Genomic DNA, 20,013 nt, shown 5'->3' with positions numbered 1-20,013 from the left:
AAGTCCTTGTCCTTCAAGGGAAATTTTGAAACACGTATGCAGTCGTTGGGGGGTTCTGATCCTGATTGCTTTGCGCAGCGGAACACACAGGTTCAGCGAATTGCGCCGCAAAATGGATGGCGTCAGCGAAAAAATGCTGGCTCAAAGCCTCCATGCTTTAGTAGAAGACGGATTCGTTGTCAGAGTGCAATACCCCGTGGTGCCACCCTTTGTGGAATACAGCCTGACCGATGCCGGTGAAGAGGTAGCGGCAAAAGTAGCTGATCTGGCAGACTGGATTGAAGTGAACACGCCAGAGGTTATTACCCGTCGTGCGGAACTGGCAGAACAGGAAGCCTGACGCTATTGCTTTGTTGTTATGTGTCCAGCCGGCTGTGCGGGCCTGCAGACTGCTGTCATTAATAACCGCCTGTCCCGATATTCAGCCGGTCATACAATAAATTACGGAGTTGAGATCTTGGTATTGTTAAAGTGCTCATTCAGCGTTCCTGAACGATTGCTGAGAGATTGCTGACGGCACGGAGGTATCAGCATGAAGCCCGATACGAAGCTGAATTATCTTGAGTTTGCGACGCTGGATATTAACGCCAGTAAATGCTTTTTTACTCAGGTTTTTAACTGGTATTTTACCGACTACGGCGACTCTTATGCCGCCTTTTTTGCGGGTGAAGCAGGCCTCGATGGTGGCTTCTTTGCCCTTGATCCGGGCCAGCAATATTCCCCGGGCAGCCACGTTCTGCCGGTGTTTTACAGCGCTGATCTGACTGAGACGCAACAGAAAGTTATTCAGGCCGGCGGCGTTATTACCCGCCCGGTGTTTACTTTCCCGGGGGGAAGACGCTTTCACTTCCGCGAGCCGGGAGGCAACGAGCTCGCTGTATGGAGTGAGTGTCTGGAGTGACTGTCTGGAGTGACTGTCTGGAGAGACGCAGAGCACTGAACGTGGAAAACTGGCGCAAAAAATAAAAGTGAAAGAACAGACGGCAAGGGCATAAGCCAAACGGCTGTTTCTGAAAGAACACCAACCAGATAAGGTCCTCACATCCGCTATGCAACACGATTTCTGGCATGACAAATGGGAACGGATGGAAATTGGTTTTCATCTGAATGAAGAAAATAAAATGCTGCTCAAATACTGGCCGCAGATGAATGTGCCGGATGGCGGTCTGGTGCTGGTGCCCTTGTGCGGTAAGAGTCTGGATCTTATCTGGCTGCACCGTCAGGGTCATTACGTCGTTGGTATTGAGCTGAGTGAGCTGGCACTGGATCAGCTGGCAGAAGAATTACGTCAGGCGGCGGGTATTGAAATCAGCAAAACCCGGCAGGCTGAGCGCGTCGTTTATCAGGGCGAGGGCGTGTTGCTGATTGCCGGAGACTTTTTCAGTGTGCGTGCGGACGATATTCAGCAATTGACCGGGCAGACGGTGGCTGCCGTTTATGACCGTGCCGCAATCGTGGCGTTACCCGATGAGATGCGCCGTGCGTACAGTTCACACCTGCTGCAGCTGAGCGACCGGGCACCGCAGCTGCTGATCACTCTGGACTATGATCAGAACAAGCGTAACGGCCCGCCGTTTGCCGTCAGTGATGCAGAGGTTAAACAGCACTACGGGCAGGCAATGACGGTGTCTGTTGTGGATGAGCGGGAGTTGATTGATCAGGAACCCCGCTTCCGCGAACAGGGGCTGGAGTCCTTTATTCAGCGCGTTTATCAGCTGGGCTGACGCTCAGCACGCGGATGGTTTCTGCCTCCGGGTAATGCCAGGTAACGTTGATGTCCCACAGTTGCACTCCATAGCGGCGCTCTGGTGCAGGGTTCTGGTAGGCAGGTTTCGGATCCTGAGCCAGGCACTGTTCAATTAATGCTTTTACCGGTTGCTGCAACCGCAGTTCTTCTTTTCCGGCCTGGCTAAGGGCCTCATCTGACCATTCCACCCTGATGCTGTCCGGCGCATGCGGCGCTATGTCGTTGTAAGCACCGGCAATACTGTCGGAGTAGGGCACGTAAGGCTTGATATCAATGATGGGGGTGCCATCCAGCAGATCCACTCCGGATACCCATAATCTGTGACCTTCAATCCGCTCCAGCTTAACCACAGACTGGCCAATGCCGTTGGGTCTGTGCGTGCTGCGTGAGGCGAATACCCCGACGCTGCGGTTGCCGCCAAGACGTGGCGGGCGAACTTTCAGCCGCGGCGCTGTGTCCTGTGCTACCTGATGAAACTGAAACAGCAGCCAGATATGGCTGATGCCTTGCAGACCATCCAACGCCTCCGGCTGATCGTAGGGCGGCAGCAGTTCAATGATGGCTGTGGCGGCCGGTGCCAGCATCGGCTGACGGGGAATGGCGAATTTTTCGGCAAATGGCGTGTGGGCGATGGCCACTGGTGTCAGCTGTGTGGGAGTCATTATTCTGGCCGGAGCAAAATGCGCAGTATATCGGAGCAGGGCATAAGGTCACTATCCGTGACTACTCAGTCGCTCACTGTCTGACCAATACCTGAGCAATTGAACATGAATGTTCAAATCGTTGTTTTTTAGTCCAGATAATTTCAAATAGTTACTCTGCAGTTACCAGATGTTACAAATTGGCCCGTTTGGATTGGCATACTGCCGCCGACAGAGAAAAACAAAATTAACAATTGCCGGCATCTGGCATTTGTCGCTATATCAACCAACAGGGTGACTTCATGTTTAAACACGCTTCCCGTCTGGCTGTGGCAATCACCGCCGCGTCTGTGTTCTCCGCTGCTGTTCATGCATCAGGCTATAAAGTTAACGAACAGGCTGCAAAAGCCTCTGGCCGCGCGTTTGCCGGCAGTGCTGCTGTTGCCGACGACGCTTCCGTTGTGTTTTTCAACCCGGCTGGTATGAGCCGCCTGAAAACTTCTCAGGCCAGCTTTGGTTTTACTTACCTGTCGCTGAACGGTGACCTCGACGGTGTGCGTACTGACCCTGCCGGTGTACCAAGTAACCTGCCCGCCAGTGCTACCGCTCCATACGGTGAAGCCGGTGTTTATAACGACGGCGGCAACTACATGAAAGACAAGCTGATTCCGTTCGGCTATCTGGTGCATAAGCTGGATGACAAAGCCGCAGTCGGTTTCGGTATTTTTGTCCCGTTCGGCACTGAAACCGAATACAAAAAAGGCTCGATTGCCGGTGGTTTTGCCGGTCACACTAAGCTGCTGACCATCGACTTCCAGCCAAGCATGTCTTACCAGCTGACTGATAACTTCTCTTTCGGTATCGGTATCGACATGGTGTATGCCTACGGTCTGCTGAGCAAAGAACTGGATCTGGTTCCTCTGGCAGCTGCTTACAGTGCCTATGCCAACGGCCAAACCAACATTAACCCGGAAGACTACCGTGGTTATGAAAACGAGTTCGAAGTATCCGGTGACGATACCGGTTATGGCTGGAACTTCGGCTTTATGTGGGATATTACGCCAGCAACCACCTTTGGTTTTGCTTACCGCTCCGAGCTCGACTTTGAGCTGGAAGGCAAAGCGGAATTCAAGCAGAGCGAAGGCGTGATGGCCTACAGCTCTCAGGCTGGCATCGTTGCACCGGCGGATACCAGTGCCGTGGTAACTGCGTTGTCGGGTTCTTCTGTGCCACTGACCATTGATGGTGAACCGGCCACTGGCAGTGTTGATAAACAGGATGCCCGTGTGCCTCTGACTACACCGCGCTCAGCGACCTTCAGTCTGGCGCATCAATATAACGACGCGTTGCGCGTGACAGCCGGCGCGACCTGGACCGACTGGTCAGTGTTCAAGCACTTTGACGTGATCGCTACCGATGAAGGCATCATTGATGATATCGCTGGCCTGGGTGAGAACTATATCGGCCACATTCTGGAAGACTGGAATGATACCTGGTCCTTTGCCCTCGGTGCTGACTACGTTATTAACCCAGAGTGGACTGTACGTGCCGGTTACGCTTTTGACCCGTCACCAGTGGATAATGCCCACCGTACCGCCCGTGTACCGGATGGCGACCGTAACTGGCTGACCGTCGGTGCAACCTATGAAATGACTCAGGCCTGGTCCTTTGACGCGTCTCTGGCTTACCTGATCATGGATAAAGTGAAAGTGGATGAATACGATCACGACATTAACGACGATCAGATTCAGCCTGCCAACCTGAACGGCGAGTTCGATAACTCCGCAATTGGTATTTCACTGCAGGCTAACTACCGCATGTAATATCGTTGGTAAGTGATTGCTTACGTTGAAAAAGCCCGCTTTACGCGGGCTTTTTTACTTGCAGCGACAACATGGCGCGTATGCACTTGTTCAGGCAACGCCGGGGGGTTAGTCTTGCACTCAGGTTATAAGTTTTAAGGATTGGTAAATGGGGCAGTTATCAGAGCGGATTCAGGATTACCGGGAGCGTCTGCGCGACTGGTGGGCCGATGGTGGTCTGGGTCGTGGTTTGCTGGCAGTTGCGCTGGTGGTGTATCTGCTGATTGCGCTGGTGGTAGGTTTCTTCTGGAGTACTGAGCCGGAGCCGTTTGCGGTAAAAGAACGCGCAGATCAGCGTGCTGCGGCGATGGGGCTGGAAAACGTTATTGGTTTCACCACCACCTCCACTCTGATGGAAGTCACCGATACTCTGCTGCACAAACGCGGTGGTTACCTGAGCAACGATATTTTCCCGCCGGGTCTGTGGCTGGATAACATCCCTAACTGGGAGTATGGCGTGCTGGTGCAGGTGCGGGACTTTTCCCGGGCGCTGCGTAAAGACTTCAGTCGTTCACAGAGCCAGTCCACCGAAGATCGCGATCTTGCCATTGCCGAGCCGCAGTTTCACTTTGACAGCGACAGCTGGGCGGTGCCGTCCACCGAAGCTGAGTATGACCGTGGTCTGAAGGCTTTGAATAATTATCTGCGTCGTCTTGCCGATCCGGCGGAACCAACGGCGCAGTTTTATGCCCGGGCAGATAACCTGCGTCAGTGGCTGCAGGATGTGGAAACGCGTCTCGGCAGCCTGTCTCAGCGCTTAAGTGCATCTGTTGGCCGCCAGCGCCTGAATACCGATCTGGCTGGTGATTCTGCCGCTAAGCAATCCACACCAAGCGGCGAAGATCAGATGGTGAAAACCCCGTGGAATAAAATTGATGATGTGTTCTACGAAGCGCGTGGCTCATCGTGGGCGTTGTTGCACCTGCTGAAAGCCATCGAGATAGACTTCAAAGATATTCTCGAAAAGAAAAATGCCATGGTCAGCCTGCGTCAGATTATCCGTGAGCTGGAAGGCACCCAGGAACCTCTGTGGGCTCCTGTTATTATGAACGGCAGTGGCTTTGGTATGTTTGCTAACCATTCGTTGGTGATGGCGTCTTATATCTCCCGCGCCAATGCAGCAATTCTTGATCTGCGCGAGTTGCTGTCTCAGGGCTGATTCGTTGCTGCTTCGCTTTATTGCGCGGGCCTGGTTATCCAGCTGCCCGCGTTTTTATGCCCGCTGCCCTGTTACGCCGTTATCCTGCTTATGCATCAGGTGCGAGCGGCTATCGCGGTGGCGCTGAAGATTCGCCGTGTGCGAGTCCTTAATGATCCCTTTGTTCTGAGCACCCGGCTCTGACACTTCACGCCTGGCACCTGCACAGGGCTTTGTCTTGTGTCCTTAACGGATAAATTACAGGCTGTTGGCTTATCTGGCATATAACCCTTTTGCCTTACGGCATCTGTTGGTTATGACTATGTTCCTGGTAAGTTGTTGTTTTAAAAGCCTTATTTTCAATTCTTTTGTATTAGCTGACGCCCGCATCAATATCCGTTAAGTAGCACGGTCGTTTCAGTTCTGTTATCTTGCACGTTCGTATCACCACAGTCTGAATACGTATAACAAAAATAATATCAGGGAGATTCAGATGGCATTACTGTGCTGTCGGACGCTCGGCGTTTTAACTGTGACATCATCTCTTTCCTTTTGCTGGGTGCCGTCCGTAGCTGCTCTGGAAGCGCTCAATGAACAGGCGCTGGCTGAAGTCACAGGTCAGGCACAGGGGCTCAGGTATACCTCTGAGTTTGATGCCAGCGTTGATACCATCAGCTACATCGATGACGACGGCCTGGATGGCGGTCCGCTGGGCGAACTCACTCTGTCACCCGTGCGTATCTATACCCAGACCAACCGGCCGGTACAGGTGGACCTTGAAGTCCGCGATGTCGATGGTGAGAAAGCTTTGGTGTTTACCAACCGTGATCTGCCGATTGAAGTTCAGATTGAATCCATCAGCATTAATGGTGAAAGCCTTGGTGGTTATGGGCAGGGGAATTTCCGTATCGGTCCGGGTGATGCCTTGCTTACTTACCTGTTTGCCGGAGGCAATGAAGGTAATGGCCTGACGCTGGATGTGGATATTCCGGCATCCATGTCGTACGAAACCTGGATCGAGGATGAAGGAACCCGGCTGACCACTACCGTTGATTTCAGCGACCCGTATAACAGCGCCAGCGGCGGATTGTTTCTCGATAATATTTCTTTTGATCTGGTCTCTGATGGCCTGCGTATGGGGCTGCCTACGACGACCGGCGGCAATATCAACTTTTACAATGTCCGTGTCGGCGATGATGTATTAAACAGTCTGGCTTTCCGCAACATTGCTCTCCAGCCCGGTGGCTACCTTTTAATAAAAAATGCCAGTCAGGCAGATCAGTATGGACTTGAATTTGATGCTGCCGTAACCGCCGGTTCCAGTCTGGATTTTGTTTATATCGCCGGTGAAGTCAGTGGCGATTATCTGACATCGGATATTTATGAATTATCCGCTTCCGTTACCGCGCTCAGTAATATCGAAGTGAACGGCCTGCGTATGAATGTCGATGGCGAACGTGGTCTGGTGTTCGATTTTGATCGTCAGGATGCCAGCAGTGGTGCCAGTGCTAATGTACTGATCGAGAATATCACTATGTTGCGCAGTAACCGGGTGGCAGATACCAGTAATGCACAGCGTCAGTCGCTGAGTATCGGCACCATGGATATGCAGCTGAATATATCCAATAACAGTTATTTACAGGTTCAGGGGCATTGATATGAAAAATCGTTTCTATGCTCCGGGTCTGTTATTTACGGTCGCTTTAGTTTCGTATGCTCAGATAAAAAATGTGCAGGCGTTACAGGCGATGGATGATGCCAGTATGGCAAGGGTCGCAGGGCAATCCGGCATCACCATTGAAACCACGACACAGCATCCCGATGGCGCATTGCTTTCTACTGGCGAAATACGTTTTACCGAAGAAGACCGCGACGGTCAGGGTGAAGATTATATTGCTGTTGATGGCCTGAAATTGCGCACTTATATGACGGATGTGAATGGTAACTTTATTGGTGCAGATACTTTCAGAACGGACATTGATATCGACGCTGATGGCAATGTCAGTATCCGTACCAGTGACATCGATACTCTGGATCTGGAATTAGGGCGGATTTCGCTCAGTGGCCGCACATTGTTTGGCGCCGCACGCTTTTCCATGTGGGAATTTATCGGCGACAGTTATCTTGAAACGGTTCTGCTGAACGACAGCGCCGGTGCGAGAGTGGGCTTCCGTACAGTTATGGAAGAAGGCAGTGGCCTGACTTATCAGTTTGATGAAGACGGTGTCACTTTTTCAACGGATATCGTCTTTCTGCCGGCGCCAGGGGAATATGCATTTCGCAGTGAACTCTTTCTCAGCGGTAATAGTGATGAGCTGAAACTGGAAATAGGGGAAACCAGTGGCAGCTTTGAAATCCGCAATATTTCCTTACTGGATGCTGCAGGCGCCAGTCTGTTCGGCGCGAATAACTTTGGTGGTCTTGGCTTTTCTGACCTGGGCGTGAATACCGGCTACTTTACCGTGCGGGCCAATGATGGCACAGGTATTGATGGCAATGGTGTTGATGGTATTCGTGGTGAAATAAATCTCGATATGACGGCTGGAAATGTTTTCTACCGCACAGGTAATCAGCGAATTAATTTCAGCGATGTTGCGCTGAATACTCATGGTGAACTGAGCTATACCCTGGACTTTATTGATACAGGTTTTACCTCAGGTATCAGTACCTCCGTATTCGATGTGAATGATCTGGATCTGATGATTGGCGCTGTATATTTCAGTGCCGGAGATGGCTCCTCTCCGGGGTTGAGTATGGGAACGTTTGCCATCGAAAATCTTAACCTGAATGGCGACAGCCTTGATCTGCAGCTGTATACCCTGCCGGGCGCCGGTTCTGAAGGTATGCAAATGGATCTCACCATGGCCGGCACCACATCGTTTGAACTGACCATAAAAGATGATGATGACGGCTCAGGTAATCCACAGCCACAGCTGACCGCTGAGGTGGTGATGAATAATTTCTCTTTATCTCAGACCATTGATCAGACAGAAAAGGGCCTGCATGTTGGTATCGTTGATCAGAGTATGGATCTGAATATCAATCAGATTCGTATGGGCGATGGATCGGTTCAGCAGGGGCAGACCGGACGTATCGTGATGAACAATATTTCACTGCAACCGGGCAGTTATTTCCGCGTGGAACCGCTGCAGTAGAGACAATTTATGTATAAGAATTATAAAAAACTACTCACACTTTTTACTTTAGCTTTACAGCCTTTAATGAGTACTGCTGCAGTTAACAGCAGTGGTGCGTCGGTCTGGTTTGATACCGGGGCTGTAAGCGCTTTGTCGCCTGCGCAGATTGAGGCGGTTAATGCCGATACGCTGACATTCTGGAATAACGGCGAGCCAAACGATTCCGGCGGCGAAGACTGCGCCACACAACAGGCTGCCGGTGGCTGGAATGATGTCGATTGTGGCAACAGCAATCGTCCTGCCTGTTTTGATGGCACAGACTGGGTTCTGGGAAATTCCAGTAACTTTTCGGCTGTCAGTTGCCCGTTAAATACCGTCTTTGCCGCACCAGTGACTGCAGAGCAGCGGGATCTGCTGATTGCGGCAATGAATTTGGCAGGTGTCAGTACGGTTTATATTAATGCCACAGATTCCGGCAGTGAAAATACCTGGTTAATCAATGCAACGTCAGCGAGTGCTTTTGCACCCTTCTGGTCGGCGACCCAGCCTGATAATGCGGGTAGCGGTGAACACTGCACTGAAGTGCAGAGTAACGGTGAATGGAACGATATTGCCTGCACAGAACAGAGAGCGGTTGTCTGCTCAGATGCCAGCTTTGATAACTGGCAGGTGACGGTTGCACAACATTCGTTTACCAATATCGATCGCTTTCATCAGATTTGCCAGCAGGCATTTGGCATTAACTATCAGTTTTCCGCACCACGAACGGCTGAGGAACAGTCTGCGCTTAATAATGTGTTATCAACCAGTGCGTTTATAAATGCTTCTGATCAGAAGGTTGAAGGTTTCTGGATGCTTAACCAGCGCATATTCAGCTGGGCGACCGGATTTCCCGATACCACTCAGGGGCTGTGCGTGGTTGCACGTCAGAGTGACGGGCAGTGGCTGAATGTTGACTGCGCTTCTGCCGCTTTTCTGACCTGTACCGATGGCAATGATTGGATAATCCGAAACGCCAGCCATATTTTTGCTAACGCAGTGTTGGATGTCTGTGCGCGTCCGGATAACGATGATAAAGCGGACAACCCTTATCGTAATTATTATCTGGCAGCGCCTCAGAGTGAATATGAGCGGGCGCGGGTTGCTGATCTGATCCGTGCTGAAGGCAATGGTGCACGTACATGGATTAATCTCAGATACACACAAGATACGGTCAGCTGGATCTGGAATGGTGGTTATAAAAAGCCTGTACCGGGTGGTGATTTGCGGCAGCTGGCATTTTACGATGTTTATGACAACGATTATGAATTCTTACCCGGCCCCTGGGTTCGCTACGGCGATGGCGCGTCGCTGGATCTTGCCGCCGCACAAAAGGAAAACCTTGCCAGCTATTCACTGTTCGCTCCAGTGGAGCCCAATAACACCGGCGACTGCGTGCAGCTCTACACCGATGCCAGTGAAAACGCGACCTATGCCAACTGGGATGACACTTCCTGTGCGACGGTGAAGCATGTTGCCTGTTACAACGGATATCAATGGCGTGTATCTCCGGTAGCCACTTCTATCGGCGGAGATGATGAGTATCCGGAAAATCTGGTCGCAGCCTTTGCTGCCTGTGCTGCTATTGAAGAGGATGGTGTTGCCGGTAACTTTGTTTTCGCTTCACCGATTTCATTTCAGCAAACCCGCGAACTGTTAGCTGAAGCCATAGGGCAAGGCTATACCGAAGGCGTCTGGATAAACATCAACGATAAGCGTTATGAAGGCACCTTCGTCTACAACCTTGGGATGGATGTTCTGGCACCTTTCTGGGCGCAGGGTTCACCCGATGGTGGCAGTGCGGAAAATTGTGCTGTGCAACAGTCTGCTGGCAACTGGGATGACGTTTCCTGTTCTGGCTCTTTACCTGTTGCCTGTTTTGATCCTGGCCAGGGCAATAATGGTAACTGGCAGATAACTCCGGCTGCTTACACGGGCGGAGATTTTGAATCACTCGCCAATATTTGCCAGAGCACCTTTGATGGCCGTTATAAATTTTATGCGCCTGTGACGCTTGCGCAGAAAAATGATCTGCTTAATGTCATGGCGGGATTGTCGGTGACTCAGGTGTTTATTAATGCCAGTGACACTGCGGATGAAGATCGTTGGCAGCTTAATCGCAGCATCAATAACTGGCAGGCTGATCAGCCATCAACAGCGAACAGTGAACTGTGTGTCTCGGCTGATCTGACCACCGGGTTGTGGCGTGCCCGTGACTGCAGTGACGAATTACCGGTTGCCTGCAGTTCTGGCAGCATCTGGTCATTTTCGGATGTTGAAACAGACCTGCTGGATTTCAGTAATGCACAGTCTGTCTGTGATGATATGGCATCCGGATTATTATTTTCTGCTCCACGGTTAATGGATTCTCTGCTGAGTATGCAGCATGACGCCAGTCTCGCCGGGCGTGGTGGCGATGTCTGGATTAATGGTAACCGTTTGCGGAATGCGGCGCAGTGGCAATGGAATGACTATCGTGTTGCGTTACCGAACTGGGGAAATGCACAACCCGATGGCGGCAGCTCAGAAAACTGTGCCTTACTGATGAATGACAGCGCCGGCAGCTGGGCCGACGAAGGTTGTGACACGTCCAATAATCGCCCGTACCTGTGCCGCGACGGTGATAATTGGGCTGTATCCATTGTCTCTGGTTCACTTGATGATTTTTCTCAGGCCGTAGCGGCCTGTCAGGATCTGGGCAGCGGCTGGCAATTTGCTGCCCCTCAAACCTATAACGAAAACATTGCTGCCCGTAATGCTATGGGGGGTGTCAGTGAAGTCTGGATTAATGCTACCGACACTGTTAAGGAAGGGCAGTGGCTTACCAATGCTGCAAATATTTCAGCGTACCCTGCCTGGGCGCCGGCACAGCCTGACAACGGCGGCCTGACAGCTGCTCAGGAAAGTACCACCGTTAATGGCGAAGACTGTGTATATCAGGATGCCGCAGGAGACTGGTATGACATCAGTTGCAGCGGGGCTGCAGAATATTCCTGGGCCTGTACTGATGGCTATCAATGGAAGGTAACCAGAGAAAAAGGGCTTATTCAGAATACCGCCGATGGTCACCGTCATTGTTTTATCGAATACGGCAGCCGTTTTGTATTCGCTGTACCTCTGACGCTGGCGGATGCTATTCAGCTCGACTTTGCCCGTTTACAGGCCAGCCTGGAATCGGCAAATGCCATTAACAGAGTCTGGTTAAATATTACCGATGGTGGTGATGAAGATAATCAGAATGGTACAGGTAGCGGCGAAAAATTCCGTAAAAATCTGCCCTATACCAATTGGCTGTCACCTTATCCGGGCCGTGAGCCACAGGACGTCTGCGTATTTAAAACCTCGGTAGCCGCGGGGCAGAATAACCCATGGCGCAGCGCAAGCTGCACAGCTGGTGCTGCTCACTATGCGTGCTTTAATGGCTCAGACTGGCAGGTGGCTACTTCTGCCGGAGCGCTGGTCAATGGTTCCCTGCAGATTGTGCCACAGACAGGTGATGACTATTGGTCGTATGAACGCGGCAACCGCTTATGTAAGGATCAATTCGGTCGCGCCTATTATTTTTCTGCTCCGGTAACGGCAGCAGAGGAGCAGGCGCTTGATACGGCAATACGCAACTCTCCAGCACAGGTTAAGAATACCTGGCTGAATTACTATTACGTAAGCAACATCAGCAGTGAGAATAACCGTTGGTTTGCAGATCGCCTGAAACTGGGGCTTTGGCAGAAGCCTGAATTTGCCAATTACAATAATTCCGATTGTGCCCTGCTGGATAGTAATGGTCGCTGGTCCGACGTGCTATGCAACCGGGAATACGATTATGCCTGTTTTGATGGTGACTGGAGTATTGCATCATCAACATCCGGGCAATGGCAGGACGGCTTTGCCGCCTGTGAAAATCAGAATGCGATGTTTGCCGTGCCGCGCACACCGGATGAGCTGGCCGAACTTCTGGCACAGCTGGGTGGTAACACGGTATGGATTAACCTGACCGATACCGGGCTGGAATCGCAGTGGATTGCTAATCGTCTGCGCTATGCATGGTGGGCAGACAATGAACCGGTTAACACGGGCAATCGTGATTGTGCACGTATCAGCACCAACGGTGAATGGTATGCGGCTAAATGTCTGGTGGAAGAAGCGGCCTTTGCCTGCCGCAAACTTACCGGCAGCAACGTTGAATGGTTTATAACATCCACCGCCGGTGTCTGGTCCCGTGGTTTTTCTGTATGCGCTGCAGAATTTCCCGGCAGTGAATTTTTTGCGCCCCATGCCTTTGGTAATCAGTCGGCGACCCTGAGTCAGCAGGCGTTAGCCGCTGAAGTAGCGACTTTTGGACAGGATGTCTGGCTCAATATGAGCGATCAGGAAGTGGAAGGCAGCTGGCGCCCTTATCAGGTTTACAGTGACTGGGCGACAGAATCTCTGCTCGATGAAGATAACGATTGTGCTTATTTTGACCGTGTTACAGAAGGTGCAGGAACCTGGTAGGCCGATGCCTGTAAATACACAGCGGCGTCCGCTGTCAGTCGTGGTTTCGCCTGCACCAATGGTTATCAATGGCGCATCGTGAATGTGGCAGTTACCAGCGATATGCGCTGGTCCTCCGGCTTTTCTGCCTGTGATGCTCTCGACACTGCAGATGAGGACTGGAGCTTTGCAGCACCGGTCGATGCGGTACAGAATGCGCGGCTTAAACTGGCAATGGAACTCGAAGGGCTGGAGCAGGTCTGGATTAACGCTCATGATCGCTACGAAGACGGTGACTGGCAGGTTAATGGTGCTGAGACCAATTTTCCGGCGGTAGCAGACACATCCCTGACGCCTCTGGAGGTAAATGAGCAACAGACCGGTGTTTTGTTAACGGCTTTTCTGGCGGACGATGAAGAGCAGGGAATTGCATCGGCGCAATGGCAACTGGTTGCCGACAGCCGCTTTGCCAATCCGGCAGATTCCGATGTTGTGGTCAGCAATAATACGCTGACAGCAGGGCCTTCCGGGACTGCAACGGTAACCGCTTCCTATGATGCGCCGCTGCTACTGCAGCAGGATGCTCTTCTCACATTTAAGCTTAACGTAACCGATATTCCCCCCGGCACCGCAGCACCTGCACAGTCAGAAGCGTTTGTTACGGTAAGAATTAAATCGCCGCTGGTTGCCCATTATGACTTTAATTCCGATGCACAGCCGCAGCGGGATATCAGCGGTAATGGTCACGATGCGCTTAATACCAGCGCCAATCCATTTCCAGCTGTTGTTGACGGTGCACTGTCATTGTCGGAAACCGATGTTATGGTGGTGCCCGGCGTTGCGGTCGACCTTCAGGCTGGGCTGAATATTCCCGCGGATGCTTACACAGTTGCTTTCCGCTTCAGTATTGAAGAGCCGGGGAGTGGCAGTGGTCTGCGTGGTTTATTGCAAAAAGGCGATGCCAATGCTGCACGTCAGCCCGCGTTCTGGCTGCAGGAAAACAGCGATACTCTCAGAGTTTCTGAGGCGACCAATACAGCAGTTCAGGTACAGACTGCCAGCACTCTGCTGAATCAGCAGTGGCTGAACTTTGTTTTCGTAAAGCGTGTGGATGGCTTTGATGTTTACATCGACAACGAATTAATCAACAGCTTTGACTATGGCGCCGGAGAGTTATCACAGGCTAACAGCGGTAATCTCTATTTAGGTAATACGCCCCAGGCTTCGCGCTCTTTTGTCGGCCTGATGGATGATGTTCAGATTTACAATCGCGTACTGTCGGAGCAGGAAAGGGAGCAGATTCTTCCGCCACCGCCTGTTGGTGAAGTCGCGTTTACAGAGACATCATCCTTTGCGGATGAATATGCAGCAACTGATAACGCCGTTACTATTAATCTCGAACGTCGCCGCGGCAGCAAAGATGCACTGACCGTCTATGTGGATCTCAATGCTGCCATCAGTACTGCCACACCTGGCTCTCAGGCAGATCTGGTGACGCCAGCGGACGTTGCCGACCTAGCCTTTGCTGGTGGTTACACACCAGGAACAGGTCTGGCGGTAACCTGGCCGGCAGGTAGCCGTGGCATTCAGAGTTTTACTGTCAATCGCGATACTGCAGATGACGGTATCCGTGAAGGTACTGAAACCGCCCGCTTTAACATCGTCGATTATTCTGCTGCTGACAGTGCTGAGCCTGCGGTGCATACGCTGCGCCTGAATGACCTGACGCCGAATCCTTTCGGGAATTTCTCTGTTACGGCACCAGACAATAATATCCTCACTGAAAACAGTACCGATACCTACAGTCTTTGTATCGTCCGCGAGTCAGGTTCTGCAGGCGATGTAACGGTTAATTATCAGCTGTCAGGAACTGCGGTTGAAAATATCGACTATCAATATGTTACCGGCAGTATTATTCCCACTGCTTCGACGGGCAGTGTATTTTTTGCTGACGGTGACAGCAGTGCCCGGTGTTTCGCGCTACAGGCTATCGATAACGCGGATATTGGCGTCGCCGATAAAGTACTGACGGTGACTATTGTCAGTCTTAACTACGATGAAGTACTGTTTGATCCTCTGCTCACAGAGCAGGATCAGGCCAGTCTGATTATTCGTGATTATGAACCCGGTGATTTTGCCTTTGCTGCTGACAGTTTCAGTTGCAAGGAGCCAAATACAGATTCAACAGTGCCGGCTGAATTGCAACCGGCTGCCGGCGGATTGCTGTGTGAACTCGCTGTTGTGCGCACAGACACCAGTCTTTATGCACCGGCAGCAGAACTTTCTGTATCGGTCAGCCCGGTAACAGCAAACACTGGCGCAGCAGACTTCACCAATACTGCTGCCTTGTATTGGCCAGCTCTGACGGAGACTGTTACGGCAACGCCTTCCTCTGAAACCCAGATCATTACCTTTACGCTGGTGAACGATAATTATCAGGAAGACGACGAGCAGGTCGTTGTGTCTGTGCTTCCAAGTAACGGCGATGGTCACGATGAAAATGTTACAGCGGCCTCTGCCACTCTGACACTGGTTGATGTGACCAGCCCGGCTCTGCTGACTGTGGAAGATACATCAGCAACTGTGTATGAAGGTCAGCTGTTAACAGTGGATATTGACCGGGCCGGAAATCCGGAAACCGATTTTACTGTTGTGCGCAGCGTTGAAGTTCTGAATAAAACCTCCGGTAAGACCGACGCTGATTATCTGAGTTTCAGTTATTCAGATCCTGCCGGCAGTACGGGGGCGCTCAGCTTCAGCTATGGCGGCATTCCTGTGTCATCGCAGCTTGTTATCCGTACCAAAGATGTTTTGTTCAACGGTAACAGCAACTATACCGTGAGGGTGACTCTCAGCGATCCTCAGCCGACGCGCACTGTCGGTTTGGGGGCGCTCAGTAACGCAAACCAGGATAGCAGTGTTAATCAGACCTATCGCGATTTTGTCATAACCAATGACAACAGTGTGAATGATCAGATTCTGGTTACTCAATCTGCCGTTAATAATAACGCAACGTCTGTGGCCGGAACCTACTACGCAATTGATGATTTCCTCGGTGCCTCAGGTCAGGTTGATCTGTCTGTGGTGATACCGGAACGCACAGGCGTGAATAAGAAACATGCGCAGATTAATTACACTTGGTCGCTGCTCAGCAGTAACGGTGCAACGCTGGATAATACCGGCGGCAGTTTTGCTTATGCTGATGGTATGGCAGAGGCTGCCCGTTCTTTTTCTACCCGCCTGACGCTGCCTTTTACTTATCAGAACCAGATTAACTCTCAGATTCTGCTGACAGTCTGGGGTGGCCCTGACAGTAATATCGCCAATGCCGATGAAGTGTATGAGCAGATACTGAATATCCGTTCTGCGCCACGCTGGCGCCGGTTGATATTTGACGGCAGTCGCTGTGTTGCCTGGGACGAGGGCGATGAACGCTACGAAGCCAATAACTGTTCTGCATCTGTGCTGAATGCTGAGTTATGGACTTATGATCCACAGAATCAATACATGATTAATAAAGGTGATAATGCCTGCGCCACGAATGATGGTGATCTTTTGCGTACCGATTGCAACAGTGGGCCGAAAACCTGGGAGCTGACAAACGATAATGGTTCTCTGAACGTTAAAGAGACAGGCGGCAGTGAAATCTGGTGCCGGATATCCACCGGACAGCAAATTAATGTGCGCGATACCGGACTCTTTTCCTGCTCCGGAAATGATGATCGTTACACATGGGGAGTCGACCAATGAAATGTCCAACCATAATCTGCATATTGATGGTGCCTGGTTGTGCACTGGCCATGCAGTCCCTGGATGATCAGGAGATGTCGCAAGTAACCGGTGAAGGGATTGCGGCAGTATTCGATAACGTGCTGCTGAATTCTGCCGATTACAGTGATCCAGAGTCCTTTAAAATCAAACTTAAGCTGACCGATGGTCCTGACCCTGACTATATGATTTTCAGCGAGTTGCGGATGTACAAAAGTGGCAGTACAGAAGAAAGTGGGATGCTGGCCGGGCGCTTTGGTACCTACGATGATCCGTTTTATATTGCTGATATCCGCGAAATAACGGAACGGCATACAGGCTTGATTGATCCTCTGGGTAACGGATCTTTGGTCAGCGGTAACCGCACACACACGGCTTTGTATATGGGCTTTCCTACTGCGGACCTGCAACAGCTGGAGCGCAGCTTTGCATCTTTTTCCGATCATTATTATGAGCCGGCAAGCGAAGGTGCGGATATTGATTACTATCGCGGATTGCCTCAGGACTTCTTTACCGACAGCAATTCAGTTGATGTCAGCTACCTGCCATTTTTAAGCACATCATTCGCTGAACAATCAGCTCAGCGTGAACTGGAGCTGGATCAGGCTACAGATAAATTCGATCTGCACTTTCGCGTCGATATGATCAACGATACCAATCGCAACAGCACAGAAGCCAATGCTTCTTTTCTGACCTATGCGGACCTGGAGGGCGTCAGACTTTACGGCACATCGGCCTATTTATGGGCTCACAGCGGCCAGGGTGAAACTTTATCGGCAGCTGAACTGGCGAATTATCAGTATGGTGGGCAGCCATTTTATGGTGATCGTGGACTGTCGCTGGCAATGACCACAGGTTTACAGGCCGATGTTATCCGTCTGACCACAGACCCGGAGGGTGCGCTGGCCAGTTCACTTGAACTGCGTGGTGTCGATATGTACCTGCCGCTGGGTAATGCTGATCAGCCATTAACCATCAGCACCGTGCAATACGCACAGGTCGAACGCGGTACCTGGAAAGACGCTGTGCCGAATGTGCTGGCACCCACGACACAATTGCGTATTGAAATTGGCGGATTACCGCAGGATGTTGCTCAGGCGCCACAGGGCAATATCTACATCCAGTCCATAGCATTTGGTGATGAAAGTGACCCTGATCTGATTACTGGCTATGAAGATATTTTTCTGCGTGATGCAGACGGCAATATTGTATCGACCATCAGTAATGTTTCACACCGGGCCTTTATTCCCAAAACGGTGATCTATAACGAGCAGGTCGCAGCCTACAATCAGGCAAATCCAGGAAACGAAATCCCGTATGTACCCAACCAGAACGTGGTCGAAATTAAAGGCATTGAGATTCAGCGCCTGATTATTACCACTCAGGATCTTTAATCATGAACCTAAAAAGAATAACTCATCTGGCGTTAGGCGGATTGCTTTTTTTAACTCTGATTCCTGATTTGAAGGCTGAACTGCTGGTTATGGATGAGGCCGATCTGGCGGCATCTTCCGGACAGGCTGGTATCACTATCAGTGCAAGGGTGGAGCTGGATAGTGGCTCGCGCATCAGTTATACCAATACTGCGGCAGATTATGCCGACAACAATGAATATTGGCTGGTGGTCGACAATCTCACCGGCGCGGTGGAAATACAGGGGTTGCAGCTGGATCTGATCAGCGACTTCGGTCCGACTGCTGAGACCGGCGCACTGCAGTGGACATTGCCGGAAGAAATTGTATTCGATGAACTGAAAACCGATGGCATTTATATGAGTACGGATCGTGAAGTTAATCCGGGCTCCCGCTTCCTGATGGCCGTCGAAATTGATGGCACGCTACAGTTGCCGGCAGCATCAACCATGACCATATTTGCAACAGAGTAAAAATAATGACAATGAACACTCTGAAAATCATCACACTACTTACCGCGTTGCTTTCTTCACCGGTATTCAGCCTTCAGCTGATGAATGAAAGTGAACTGGCCGCGACCTATGGGCAGGCAATTTTTGAAGTGTCCGAGAACCTGGTAAAACAGGGCGATGGCTCAGAACTGAATATGTTGCGTATTACTATGGGGGCGCATATTGAAATCAATGCCAACGTAGACGAACTCGCTCTTGGGCGCTATTGGCGCCCGGAAGGTACCAACTGTACCGGTGGTGCTGGCGGCGATAAGATCTGCTACAACAACATAGTGCCAGTGGATTACAACGATAATATTGCCTGGGCCTGCACCGCAAACCCCTGTGGTTCGGTTGGCCTTGGCGATGCTGAATACGAATCCTCATTACTGACTCACGGCGCGGCGGTCAGTTTTTTTGACTATCCCGGTGGCTTTGAGCCGGATGCCGGCGTCGATATTAAACTGCGGGACATTACCATGGGGCAGGTAATTGATATTGGCGATGGTTTATATGAGCTGACCCCTTTTGTGCAGGATAACCCCTATATTGAGTTTGCATTTGACGAAAGCAGTGGTGTACAGCAGCTGGTTGGCTTCCGTGTTGGTGCGGAAAACTCGTACGGCTATCAGGGCAATATTATTGATGTAATCTCCGGTTTTATCGAACCTACGATTACTGCAGAAATCGAGCTGCCGATAATCGGTGGTCTGGGCAGCCTTGAACTGGAAGCGTTCCTTGGTGGGGTGCGAACCATTGGCTGGCTGGATTCTTCTAATCTGACTCTGTATGCGGTCAATGGTGCGCTGGTAAACCTGCTGGTCAGTGATCCGGAAAGTGTTCTGGATGAATCGCCGACGGCACAGTTGTTCCCGGTACAGTCGAACTATCTGGATAATACCAGTGCCTTCTTTATCAGTATGGGCAGCCGGTCAATTCAGTGGAGTGAAGTGCAGGGCTTTTCTCCTGAGGTAACTTCCCCGGGCTTCTGGCTGAATATGGGGGGCGATGGTGGTTTGATCTCCTTTACACAAAATGGTGATCACCCCAATAACTACTTCCCGGGCCATCCAAACTTTCAGCTTTATGGCGCTAATACTAACTATGGCGATGCGACAACACGTCCTTCCTGGTCACAGACTTACAATAATTAAATGTCCTGTGCGCAAAAAAATACCGGCATCAGCCACTGCTGTCCCACAGTTTAAAACGGATTTTTTATAAGCGGCTTTTAATGCCGCACAGCCTTATGCCTCCAGGGGGAACTTATCCCCCGGGCCGGCAAGGCGCCCCCCAGCTTTTCGCTTT

13 protein-coding genes are annotated in these 20,013 nt (G+C 51.2%); 12 read left to right on the top strand and 1 reads right to left on the bottom strand.

The window, feature by feature from the left end; all coding sequences use genetic code 11:
• The 3 genes from B2Z72_RS07020 to tmpT form a co-directional block, all read left to right on the top strand.
• The coding region (locus B2Z72_RS07020; protein WP_297004430.1) for a winged helix-turn-helix transcriptional regulator at positions 1 to 340 on the top strand (340 nt) is incomplete at its 5' end.
• A 192-nt stretch (positions 341 to 532) separates the two neighbouring features.
• A complete protein-coding gene (locus B2Z72_RS07015) occupies positions 533 to 901 on the top strand; it encodes a VOC family protein (protein WP_296981190.1) in 369 nt (122 codons plus the stop codon).
• A gap of 148 nt (positions 902 to 1,049) precedes the next feature.
• Positions 1,050 to 1,724 (top strand): thiopurine S-methyltransferase, encoded by a 675-nt coding sequence (tmpT, locus tag B2Z72_RS07010; protein WP_296981189.1) that lies wholly within the window; start codon positions 1,050 to 1,052, stop codon positions 1,722 to 1,724.
• Here the strand turns inward: tmpT and tsaA are convergent.
• Positions 1,696 to 2,409, bottom strand: coding sequence for a tRNA (N6-threonylcarbamoyladenosine(37)-N6)-methyltransferase TrmO (gene tsaA / locus B2Z72_RS07005; RefSeq protein WP_296981187.1), 714 nt, complete (start codon positions 2,407 to 2,409; stop codon positions 1,696 to 1,698). The two genes, tmpT and tsaA, sit on opposite strands and share 29 nt — an antisense overlap.
• 281 nt (positions 2,410 to 2,690) lie before the next feature.
• Between tsaA and B2Z72_RS07000 the strand changes: the two genes are divergently transcribed.
• The 9 genes from B2Z72_RS07000 (at position 2,691) to B2Z72_RS06960 (ending at position 19,859) form a co-directional block, all read left to right on the top strand.
• Complete coding sequence (locus B2Z72_RS07000) at positions 2,691 to 4,211, top strand: OmpP1/FadL family transporter (protein ID WP_296981185.1); 1,521 nt, start codon at positions 2,691 to 2,693, stop codon at positions 4,209 to 4,211.
• A gap of 148 nt (positions 4,212 to 4,359) precedes the next feature.
• On the top strand, positions 4,360 to 5,409 hold the full coding sequence (locus B2Z72_RS06995; RefSeq protein ID WP_297004428.1) for a DUF2333 family protein: 1,050 nt from the start codon (positions 4,360 to 4,362) through the stop codon (positions 5,407 to 5,409).
• Between the two features lie 511 nt (positions 5,410 to 5,920).
• Positions 5,921 to 7,045: a hypothetical protein gene (locus B2Z72_RS06990; RefSeq protein ID WP_296981179.1), complete on the top strand. Its 1,125-nt coding sequence runs from the start codon at positions 5,921 to 5,923 to the stop codon at positions 7,043 to 7,045.
• A 1-nt stretch (position 7,046) separates the two neighbouring features.
• Complete coding sequence (locus B2Z72_RS06985) at positions 7,047 to 8,543, top strand: DUF6160 family protein (protein ID WP_296981178.1); 1,497 nt, start codon at positions 7,047 to 7,049, stop codon at positions 8,541 to 8,543.
• 66 nt (positions 8,544 to 8,609) lie between these two features.
• Positions 8,610 to 13,055, top strand: coding sequence for a C-type lectin domain-containing protein (locus B2Z72_RS06980; protein WP_297004426.1), 4,446 nt, complete (start codon positions 8,610 to 8,612; stop codon positions 13,053 to 13,055).
• 84 nt (positions 13,056 to 13,139) lie between these two features.
• Positions 13,140 to 16,784, top strand: a complete 3,645-nt coding sequence (locus tag B2Z72_RS06975; protein WP_296983375.1) for a LamG domain-containing protein — start codon at positions 13,140 to 13,142, stop codon at positions 16,782 to 16,784.
• A gap of 74 nt (positions 16,785 to 16,858) precedes the next feature.
• Complete coding sequence (locus tag B2Z72_RS06970; RefSeq protein ID WP_296983374.1) at positions 16,859 to 18,196, top strand: hypothetical protein; 1,338 nt, start codon at positions 16,859 to 16,861, stop codon at positions 18,194 to 18,196.
• Positions 18,197 to 18,264: 68 nt separating this feature from the next.
• Complete coding sequence (locus B2Z72_RS06965) at positions 18,265 to 18,687, top strand: DUF6160 family protein (protein ID WP_296983372.1); 423 nt, start codon at positions 18,265 to 18,267, stop codon at positions 18,685 to 18,687.
• 5 nt (positions 18,688 to 18,692) lie between these two features.
• Positions 18,693 to 19,859: a hypothetical protein gene (locus B2Z72_RS06960; RefSeq protein ID WP_296983370.1), complete on the top strand. Its 1,167-nt coding sequence runs from the start codon at positions 18,693 to 18,695 to the stop codon at positions 19,857 to 19,859.
• The last annotated feature ends 154 nt before the right edge of the window (positions 19,860 to 20,013 follow it).

Origin of the sequence: Thalassolituus sp. UBA6592 (assembly GCF_002433655.1) — a bacterium.
In the GTDB taxonomy this organism is placed as follows: Bacteria; Pseudomonadota; Gammaproteobacteria; order Pseudomonadales; family Oceanobacteraceae; genus Venatoribacter.
This window is presented reverse-complemented; position numbering and strand designations above follow the sequence as displayed.